The following is a 7,244-nucleotide window of genomic DNA, read 5'->3' on the forward strand; positions in this document are numbered from 1 at the left end:
TCTCGCGCGGAGAAGGATGAGCACCATCGCCATCCGCGACCGGGCGAGAAGCTGCGAGGGAGAACGACTGTGGCGTCATACAGGGCATCGAGCCGCCGGATCCTGCGAGGGGCACTCACGCTGACGTTGGTGACGAGCATCAGCGGGTTGCTCGTCGGTTGCTCGGAATCGGAAGCGGGCTCGGGCACGACGAGGGTGGCGGCAGCGGCCGACGGGCGGTTGGCGGAGCTCGCGCAAACCGCGGCGGACACGGACTCCTTAGGAGTGATCGTCCGGGTGGACCGGGGCCGTGGGAAGCCCGTGGAGATCGCCCGGCAGACGGCCTGGACCAAGGCCGATCACCGTCTGGCCGTGAACGACCGGTTCAGGATGGCGTCCAACACCAAGACGGTCGTCGCGACCCTCATCCTCCAGCTGGTCGCCCAGCACAAGGTCGATCTGGCCGACCCGGTGGAGCAGTGGCTGCCGGGCGTGGTCGAGGGCGGGCGGGACATCACCGTGAAGATGCTCCTCAACCACACCAGCGGACTGGGCGACTACCTGCTGACGCCGGAATTCCTGCCCACCCTGACCGGGCAGGAGCGGCGCACGTGGCGGCCCGGGGAACTCCTCGCGATCACCCCTCCGCAGGATCCTCCGGCCGCTCCCGGCGAGAAGTACGCGTACAGCAACGCCAACTACGCGGCCCTCGGGCTGATCCTGGAGAAGGCCACCGGGAAGAGCCTGGCCCGCCTGATCGAGCAGAGGATCACGGGCCCGCTGGGGATGAACGACTCCTTCCTGGCCACGAACGCCGACTTCGGCTCCGGGAAGAGGCACGCCACCGGCTACGAGCCGGGCTCCGCACGCCTCCGGCGCATCCTCGCCCCGACGGTGAAGCTGCCCGAGGGCACCGGGTTCGCGGGCCCCGGGCGGCCGCACGACAACGTCGACACCAGCGACATCGACCCGAGCTGGGCGTGGGCGGCGGGCGGCATGGTCTCCACGGCTCGGGACTGGCAGCGGTTCCAGACGGCGTTGATGTCCGGCAAGCTCCTGCCGAAGGCGCAGATGGAGCAGATGCGGACGATGGTCACCGCGCCCGAGGAGCGCGGCGCGTACGGACTGGGCCTGATGAAGGTGGACACTCCCTGCGGCACCGTCTGGGGCCACACCGGTGGTCAGCCCGGCTACTCCAGTGAGGTCTACACCGACGGGAGCGGCCGCCGCAGTGTCGCGGTCCTGACCATCACCAACTTCGGCGACAAGGAGGCGAAGGCCGCCACCGCCAACAAGGCCCTGGTGGACGCCGCGGTCTGCACCATGCTGGGCAAGCCCCTGCCCGCCACCCCGGCCGGCTGAGGCGTGGCCATCGTCAGCGCCGGGTGGACCAGGTGACCGTCACGCCGTTGTCGAACGACTCGCGGTCGGTCACGCGGAAGACGGTCGGGTTGAACGCGCCGTGGAAGGCGGGGATTCCGGCCCCGGCGACCACCGGGTAGCTCTTGACGATCAGGCGGTCGATCTCGGGCAGCAGCGTCCCCGCGAGTCGGCCGCCGCCGCAGAGCCAGATGTCCTGGCCCTCCTCCCGCTTGAGGTCGCGGACCAGGGCGAGGGGGTCGCCGTCGACCACCGTGACGTCCGGGGCGGGCGCGGCGCCGAGGGTGCTGGAGACGACGTACTGGCGCAGGTGGGCGTACGGGCTCGGCATGCCCGCGTCGAGCCCGGGGCGGTAGGCGCCGAGGCCCATCAGGACGGTGTCGAAGTGCCGGTTGGGCGCGTCGGCGAGGCCGTGGGCGGGGCGCAGGGCGGTGGGGACGGTCTCGGGGTAGCGCTGGTTCATCCACCCCATGTAGTGGGCGTGCTGCGCCTCGTCGCCCCCGGGGTAGAAGTCGTACTCCCCGTCGGGCCCGGCGATATAGCCGTCGATGCTGACGGCGACGTAGTAGACGAGTTCTCGCATACCGTGAACCACCACTCCGCTCGTAGTACTCTGACTGAGGTGGCGTGAACGTAGTACTACAACTGGAGTGGTGTCAATGGTTCGCAGGAACGACGAGCGGAGGGCGGCCCTCGTGGACGCCGCCATCGAGGTGCTGGCCGCGGAGGGCGCGCGGGGGCTGACCTTCCGGGCGGTGGACACCGAGGCCGCCGTGCCCCCGGGGACGGCCTCCAACTACTTCGCCAACCGCGACGACCTGCTCACCCAGGCCGGGGCCCGGGTCTACGAACGGCTCCAGCCCGACGACGCGACCATCGCCCGGCAGCGGGCGAGCACCCGCGACCGGGAGGGGTACACGGCGCTGATGCGGGAGCTCGTCGGCCGGATCAGCGCCTTCCGCACCGGCTATCTGGCGCTCCTCGAACTCCGCCTGGAGGCCACCCGGCGGCCCGCCCTGCGCGCCGTCCTGACCGAGCGCGTCCGCGCCGACATGGCCGCCAACGTGGCCTATCACGAGGAGTCCGGCCTGCCCGGCGACGCGACGGCCGTCCGGCTGCTGTATCTGGCGCTGAACTGGCTGATCGTCGAGCAGCTCACGCTGCCGGACATGTTCTCGGAAGCCGAGCGGGACGCCCTGGTCGCGGCCGCGGTGGAGCGCATCGTCACGCAGCGATGAGTTCGGCCGGGCCGGACGGTCCAACTGTCGTCAGCCCCCTCCAGGAGGAACCACATGACGCAGTTGCTGAGAGTCCAGAATTTCAACGTCTCGCGGGACGGGTTCGGTGCCGGTGAGCACCAGAGCCTGGAGCGGCCGTTCGGCCACGCCGATCCCGGGGAGCTGTTCGCCTGGGCCGGGGCCACGGCGAGCTGGCCCATGCGCACCGACCCGGGCGGGAGCCGTGGTCTGGACGACTACCTCACGCGGGACTATGCCCGGAACATCGGCGCCGAGATCATGGGCCGCAACAAGTTCGGACCGCAGCGCGGGCCCTGGCAGGACTACGAGTGGCGCGGCTGGTGGGGTGACGAGCCCCCGTTCCACACCCCGGTGTTCGTCATGACCCACCACCCGCGACCTTCCTTCACGCTCTCCGACACCACGTTCCACTTCGTCGACGCCGACCCGGCCACGGTCCTCGCCCGAGCGCGGGAGGCGGCGCGGGGCAAGGACGTACGGCTCGGCGGCGGGGCTACGATCATCCGGGCGTTCCTCGACGCCGACCTCGTCGACACCCTGCATGTGACGGTCTCGCCGGTGGAGCTGGGAGCCGGGTCACGGCTCTGGGAGTCGCCCGACGAGCTGCGCGACCGGTTCCACCTGGACGTCGTGCCCAGCCCGAGCGGGGTGACGCACCACCTGTTCTGGCGGAGGTGACACCGGACCCGGGCGCGGGCCGGGCGCGTCCGGCGGTCAGCCGACCGCGGCGGCGAACATGCCGGGCTCGTACGAGCCGCCCCGCTGGTGGACGATCACGGCGAGCCGGTTGGCCGCGTTGATCAGGGCGACCAGCGAGACCAGGGCCGCGATCTGATCGTCGTCGTAGTGCTTGCGCACCCGGGCCCAGGTCTCGTCGGACACGCCGTCGTACGCGTCGGCGAGCCGGGTGCCCTCTTCGGCGAGCGCCAGCGCGGCCTGCTCGGCCTCGGTGAAGACGGTGGACTCGCGCCACGCGGCGACCAGGCCCAGCCGGACCGCGGTCTCCCCGGCGGCCGCGGCCTCCTTGGTGTGCATGTCGATGCACCAGCCGCAGCCGTTGATCTGGCTGGCGCGCAGCGACACCAGCTCCTGCGTGGACTTCGGCAGCGACGACTGGTGGATCAGCAGCCCGGCGTTCGCGAACCGCTTGGAGAACCTGGCGCCGAACTCGTTCTCGAACAGGTTGAACCGTGCGTCCATGACGGTGTCCTCTCGTGTGCGTTTCTCGTGTGTCTCTCGTGGTGGTGCACTGGCGAACACGAGATGCCGACCACCCGCTCCCTGTGACACCTCAGGCCGTGTGACGTACGCCACCGGCCGGAGGTGTCACACAACCGCCGCGACCGGCGTCTTGTGCGCGTGGCATCGTCGAGAGCGAGCAGGCAGGAGCAGCCGGTGAAGAGTGAGCAGCACTCCCATGACACGGACACGGACACGGCCACGGCCACCGAGGCGTTCGTCGCCCACCGCAATCTGCTGTTCACGGTCGCCTACGAGATGCTCGGCTCGGCCGCCGACGCGGAGGACGTCCTCCAGGAGACCTGGCTGCGGTGGGCGGGCGTCGATCTCGGCGAGGTGCGGGACCAGCGCGCGTACCTGGTCCGGATCACCACGCGCCAGGCGCTGAGCCGGCTGCGGACGCTCGGCCGCCGCAAGGAGTCCTATGTCGGCCCCTGGCTGCCCGAGCCGCTGCTGACCGCCCCGGACGTGGCCGAGGACATCGAGCTGGCCGAAAGCGTCTCGATGGCGATGCTGCTGGTGCTGGAGACCCTCGCGCCGACCGAGCGGGCGGTGTTCGTGCTGCGCGAGGTGTTCGACCTCGGGTACGACGAGATCGCCGACGCCGTCGACAAGAGCCCGGCCGCGGTCCGCCAGATCGCCCACCGGGCCCGGGCCCACGTCGCGGCGCGCCGCCCGCGCGGGGCCGTTTCCCCGACCGAGACCCGCGACGCGCTCGACGCGTTCCAGCGGGCGGCCGAAACGGGCGATCTTCAGGGCCTGCTCGACATCCTCGCCCCGGACGTCGTCTTCCTGGGCGACGGCGGCGGAATCAAGCAGGCCGTCCCGCGGCCCGTCGTGGGCGCAGACAAGGTGGGCCGCCTGCTGGCCGCCGGTCTCGGCAGGATGTCCGAGGTGGGCTCGCTGCGCCCCGCCCACGTCAACGGCCACCCAGCGCTGATCCTCCAGCAGGACGACGCGGTCGACACGGTTCTGGCGGTGCGCATCGACAACGGCCTCATCACCGGCCTGTACGCCGTGCGCAACCCCGAGAAGCTGTCCCACATGCGACGGGAAACCGCCCTGCACCGCTGAGCCCGGAGCCCACCGGAAGTCAGCGAACTGGAGGCTCGGTCAACGGAGTTGGAAAAAATATCTTGCCTTCGGTGAAATCCCGTACATAGGGTGACGCGCTGGCGCGCCTCGGCTGAAGGCGCGGCGAAACGGGAGGGAACCATGCGAGCAATACGAAAGGCCTCGGTCGTGGCCGGCATCGCGGTGATGTCGACGATGGGCCTCGCCACCCAGGCACAGGCCTCGCAGAACAGCGGCTGGATCTACACGAGTAACCAGAGCGGCGCCGCCTTCTTCGACGCCGACCTCAACGGTCACCCCGGCGTGGAAAAGGTCACCGTCTGCGACAACAGATCCGACGGCCGCGGAATCACGGTCGAGGTGAGCGGTCGGGACGGATCCGGCTCGGTGTGGGTGTTCACGTCCGACCCCTCCAACAATGGACGCTGCGAATCCATTGAGGGCAACTTCTTCCTCGAGGACACGGCCGTCGGCATCGTCGTCTACGAATACTGGGGCAATAACACCGCCCACAAGGCGACAGCCACAGCCGTCGCCTGACCTCGCTCTCTCATGACGGTCCGCCGATTCTGTCGGCGGACCGTTGCCTTTTCGGTATCCCCAACTATCCGGAACAGGCACAAAGGTGCCGGCTGGTCAACGCGGAGGGGGCCGTTCCCGGGCCGTGGGTGGGCCGCCGACAGACGATACGTGATCCGGCAGCCCAACAGGGCGGCGTCGGCGGATTCTTATCCGTTACCGCCGGTTGGGCCGGGGCGCTCAGCCGCCCTCATTACGGTGAGACCGTCCGATGCCGCGTGGGTCGTCCCGGGCGGCTTCGGCATCCTCCGACCCCGCCCGAAGACGTGCCACGTTTGGCCCCGTGGCTCATGCGACCCTGACCTCTGGGGGACGATCCAGCCGATGAGCCACCCGATCCGAGGAGGCCGACACAAGCGGTCCCGTGACCCGCGCGCGCACTGGCTGCTGCTTTCCCTGAGCCTTCCCCTCATGTTCGGCCTGCTGATGTTCCAGGGCTGGACCACCCACGAGGTGGACGCCGCGAAGTCGCGGCCCGCGTGCACCAGTCCGGTGCCGAAGGACATCGTCGGCGGCGGGCCGGTGGTGCAGATCAACAACGGCCAGGTGAAGACGGTGAGGATGCCCGCCGGGACGGTGGCGCTCACCTACGACGGCGGGCCCGACCCGGAGTGGACGCCGCGCATCCTCGACCTGCTGCGCAGGAACAAGGCGCGCGCGACGTTCTTCCTCAACGGCGCCAAGGCGGCCGAGCACCCGGATCTGGTGCGGCGGATCAGAGCCGAGGGCCATGAGATCGGGTCGAACACCTACACCGGCGCCGACATGGGCACGGCGTCGTCCGTCCGCTCCAAGATGGAGCTGTCGCTGACCGAATCGGCGCTCGCGGGCACCGTGGGGGCCGAGCCGCGGCTGATGCGGATGCCGCTGACCACCGACGTGGAGACGCTGTGCGGCGTCGAGTGGCAGGCGGCGCGCAAGGTCGCCGCGCAGGGGTACGCGCTGGTCGCCGCCGACAAGCCGTCGCGGCGGCCCTCGCAGGGGATGATCCGGCAGCTGTCGCAGACGGACACCGCGTACCAGGAGACGGAAAAGCTGCTGAAGAACCCGCGGGTGCAGCGGTTCACCACGGTGACGGGCGGGCTCGGGGTGCCGCCGGTCGAGGCCCGGTCCTCCACCGTGCAGCGCTGGGAGGGCACCGCCCTGATCTCGCTCGCGGCCGTCGGCCGCGCTTTCGTGACCATCATGACGTGGGTGCTGGGCATCGCGGGCGCGCTGGGGGTGCTGCGGCTGGTGCTGCTCGTCGTGTTTGCCCGCGCTCATGTCCGGCGGCTGACCCGCTACCGGCCCGGCGCCCCGGAGCTTCCGGTGGTGAATGACCCGGTGACGGTGCTCGTCCCCGCGTACAACGAGGAGGCGGGCATCGAGGGGACCATCCAGTCGCTGCTGGCCTCCACCCACCAGAAGCTCCAGATCATCGTGATCGACGACGGGTCGACGGACCGGACGGCCGAGATCGCCGCCGCCAGCAACGACTCCCGGGTGCTGGTGATCCGTCAGCCCAACTCGGGCAAGCCGACCGCGCTCAACACCGGTCTGGCGCACGCCAAGCACGACATCGTGGTCATGGTCGACGCCGACACCGTCTTCGAACCGGACGCCATCCGCCAGCTCATCCAGCCGCTCTCGCAGCCCGCCATCGGCGCGGTGAGCGGGAACACCAAGGTCGGCAACCGGCGCAGCCTGCTGGGCCGGTGGCAGCACCTGGAGTACGTCTTCGGTTTCAACCTCGAC

Annotated in this window: 8 protein-coding genes; 6 read left to right on the plus strand and 2 right to left on the minus strand. The window is 70.3% G+C overall.

The features are described from left to right. The first annotated feature begins 120 nt into the window (after positions 1 to 120). Complete coding sequence (locus LCH29_RS21875) at positions 121 to 1,341, plus strand: serine hydrolase domain-containing protein (RefSeq protein WP_446463449.1); 1,221 nt, start codon at positions 121 to 123, stop codon at positions 1,339 to 1,341. Positions 1,342 to 1,354: 13 nt separating this feature from the next. Here the strand turns inward: LCH29_RS21875 and LCH29_RS21880 are convergent, their stop codons facing one another. Then, complete coding sequence (locus LCH29_RS21880) at positions 1,355 to 1,942, minus strand: dihydrofolate reductase family protein (RefSeq protein WP_446463433.1); 588 nt, start codon at positions 1,940 to 1,942, stop codon at positions 1,355 to 1,357. Between the two features lie 76 nt (positions 1,943 to 2,018). Between LCH29_RS21880 and LCH29_RS21885 the strand changes: the two genes are divergently transcribed. Beyond that, complete coding sequence (locus tag LCH29_RS21885; RefSeq protein ID WP_446463434.1) at positions 2,019 to 2,597, plus strand: TetR/AcrR family transcriptional regulator; 579 nt, start codon at positions 2,019 to 2,021, stop codon at positions 2,595 to 2,597. A gap of 54 nt (positions 2,598 to 2,651) precedes the next feature. Further along, positions 2,652 to 3,296: a dihydrofolate reductase family protein gene (locus LCH29_RS21890; RefSeq protein ID WP_446463435.1), complete on the plus strand. Its 645-nt coding sequence runs from the start codon at positions 2,652 to 2,654 to the stop codon at positions 3,294 to 3,296. Between the two features lie 36 nt (positions 3,297 to 3,332). On the opposite strand, the gene LCH29_RS21895 is transcribed toward LCH29_RS21890, so the two are convergent. Continuing rightward, on the minus strand, positions 3,333 to 3,818 hold the full coding sequence (locus tag LCH29_RS21895; RefSeq protein ID WP_446463436.1) for a carboxymuconolactone decarboxylase family protein: 486 nt from the start codon (positions 3,816 to 3,818) through the stop codon (positions 3,333 to 3,335). Positions 3,819 to 4,013: 195 nt separating this feature from the next. Between LCH29_RS21895 and LCH29_RS21900 the strand changes: the two genes are divergently transcribed. The 3 genes from LCH29_RS21900 to LCH29_RS21910 all read left to right on the plus strand — a co-directional run. Beyond that, positions 4,014 to 4,931, plus strand: coding sequence for an RNA polymerase sigma-70 factor (locus LCH29_RS21900; protein WP_446463437.1), 918 nt, complete (start codon positions 4,014 to 4,016; stop codon positions 4,929 to 4,931). Positions 4,932 to 5,021: 90 nt separating this feature from the next. Then, positions 5,022 to 5,471, plus strand: a complete 450-nt coding sequence (locus LCH29_RS21905; protein ID WP_446463438.1) for a hypothetical protein — start codon at positions 5,022 to 5,024, stop codon at positions 5,469 to 5,471. A gap of 363 nt (positions 5,472 to 5,834) precedes the next feature. Further along, a partial coding sequence (locus LCH29_RS21910; protein ID WP_446463439.1) for a glycosyltransferase occupies positions 5,835 to 7,244 on the plus strand: 1,410 nt, incomplete at its 3' end.

The organism is Streptomyces sp. BRA346 (assembly GCF_052851135.1).

Bases quoted from the DNA above. Each gene is read 5' to 3' on its own strand.
- LCH29_RS21880 (WP_446463433.1), bottom strand. From the start codon at position 1,942: ATGCGAGAACTCGTCTACTACGTCGCCGTCAGCATCGACGGCTATATC.
- LCH29_RS21885 (WP_446463434.1), top strand. From the start codon at position 2,019: ATGGTTCGCAGGAACGACGAGCGGAGGGCGGCCCTCGTGGACGCCGCC.
- LCH29_RS21890 (WP_446463435.1), top strand. From the start codon at position 2,652: ATGACGCAGTTGCTGAGAGTCCAGAATTTCAACGTCTCGCGGGACGGG.
- LCH29_RS21895 (WP_446463436.1), bottom strand. From the start codon at position 3,818: ATGGACGCACGGTTCAACCTGTTCGAGAACGAGTTCGGCGCCAGGTTC.